The organism is Gilliamella sp. App4-10, assembly GCF_001690495.1.
Taxonomy (GTDB): domain Bacteria; phylum Pseudomonadota; class Gammaproteobacteria; order Enterobacterales; family Orbaceae; genus Gilliamella; species Gilliamella apicola_G.
The window spans coordinates 1-1,764 of the sequence record NZ_LZGS01000050.1 but is presented as its reverse complement, the minus strand read 5'-3'; the positions used below and the strand labels follow the sequence as shown (position 1 = coordinate 1,764).

At 35.7% G+C, this 1,764-nt stretch carries 3 protein-coding genes; all 3 read right to left on the bottom strand.

From position 1 onward, the window contains the following. The coding region (locus tag A9G23_RS10755) for a hypothetical protein (protein WP_141674937.1) at positions 1–298 on the bottom strand (298 nt) is incomplete at its 3' end. A 12-nt stretch (positions 299–310) separates the two neighbouring features. After that, the gene (locus tag A9G23_RS11320) at positions 311–1,267 is read right to left on the bottom strand and encodes a VENN motif pre-toxin domain-containing protein (RefSeq protein ID WP_176700621.1); all 957 of its coding nucleotides are present in this window, start codon (positions 1,265–1,267) and stop codon (positions 311–313) included. 183 nt (positions 1,268–1,450) lie between these two features. Next, the coding region (locus A9G23_RS11565; protein WP_176700620.1) for a hypothetical protein at positions 1,451–1,764 on the bottom strand (314 nt) is incomplete at its 5' end.

The window sequence follows — 1,764 nt, the reverse complement described above, 5'->3', positions numbered from 1 at the left end:
GAATATTATAATCTCCCCAAACATTGATAACATTAAAAAAATCATTTTCTGAATAATTATCACATAACCCAAAATGATTCAATTCATTTGAATTGAGTGTGCGATAATTATGGTTAATTTCATATACATTTCCATTATCACCTATGTCTTCATCTTGATTGGACACTGACATAAAAATAATAATAATACACTCAATTTGTATAATTTTATCTAAAGCAATAGCTTTAATTTTTACTTGATTATTAGCTATATTTAGTTCATCTATCCAACTAATTGATAATTTAGTTAAATCTAACATAGATTATACTCCTTATTTAATATTGAGCGTCTCAGTTGGATGTTGATTATGAAGTACATCCCTTGGGATCTCCCTACCATTTGCATCCAACCGTTGCCCTTTATTGATTCTAGCGCCATTTGGTCCATATTTTGGAGCTGGTGTCCTGACTGTTCGACCGCTGTTCCAATTAATTGTAATCTCAGATCCATCTTTAGCAACAAACCTTTGATAACCTGCAGGACTAATTGATTTTTCTTCAAATCCATACTTTTCTAAAATTTTTCTTGCTTGTTCTGGTGATTTACCATCCAAATTAGGTAGTTCAGACGAAGCTCCATTACCTCCAACACCTTTTTTATCGCTATTACGAGATGATTCTTTTGGAGATTTATCATCGTCATCATTAGGCGGTAATCCAGAAGCCCCACCTGCTGAACTACTTCCAGTTCCTGTTAACGGATTATCATTATCTTTCTTACTACCTTTCTCTTTTAGGTAATCATTATAATAACGTTCATAAGTTTTTAGTACTGCATCTTCAAGGAATTGATCTCCCATTGGATCGACTAACGCAAGTTCAATTAGTCTTCGTTGTTCCAAATTTAAACTTTCTAAAAACGCTTTTGATTCCGCTGCGGTAAGACCTTCAGCCATTAAAACATCTACCACATTAATACTGACTGATGCACCAATTTCACTTGGGCGTACTAGATACCACGCAGCTCTAGCTAAATTATTATTCTCAACCGCATTCTTCCCTGCAGCAACGCCAGTATTGATATCTTGGATATCACCACCGGCCGCGGCGGTAGCTAGGCCAGTCGCGAGTTGGGTTAGGGCGCTGATTTGTTGTCTTTCTTCTTGGTTTAGGTCTTTGATGTCTTTATCGGGGTAAAGGATACCCGCAATAGCATCCGCACTGCGTTCACTTGCGGCAGCACCTAAGCCGCCCACTAGGGCAGAGTTGCCTTGTAGCTCGGCTACCACCGCGCCGAGTATGGCATGACTGACCGTGTTGGCGACTAAGTGGTGCTAAGCCAAAATTAGCAATTAAAAAATTAATTACAGGATTTAGTGACAGTATTAACTGCCACTTTTTAATAACGAATACTCTAACATAAGCTAGGATTATCGGGTTGGGGGTTTGGGTTTGGGTTGGGGTTTGAGCTACTATATTTCAGGATAGATACCTAATTCAATAACTTTAATTTCCCTACATACTACTCGAATATTATAATCTCCCCAAACATTGATAACATTAAAAAAATCATTTTCTGAATAATTATCACATAACCCAAAATGATTCAATTCATTTGAATTGAGTGTGCGATAATTATGGTTAATTTCATATACATTTCCATTATCACCTATGTCTTCATCTTGATTGGACACTGACATAAAAATAATAATAATACACTCAATTTGTATAATTTTATCTAAAGCAATAGCTTTAATTTTTACTTGATTATTAGCTATATTTAGTT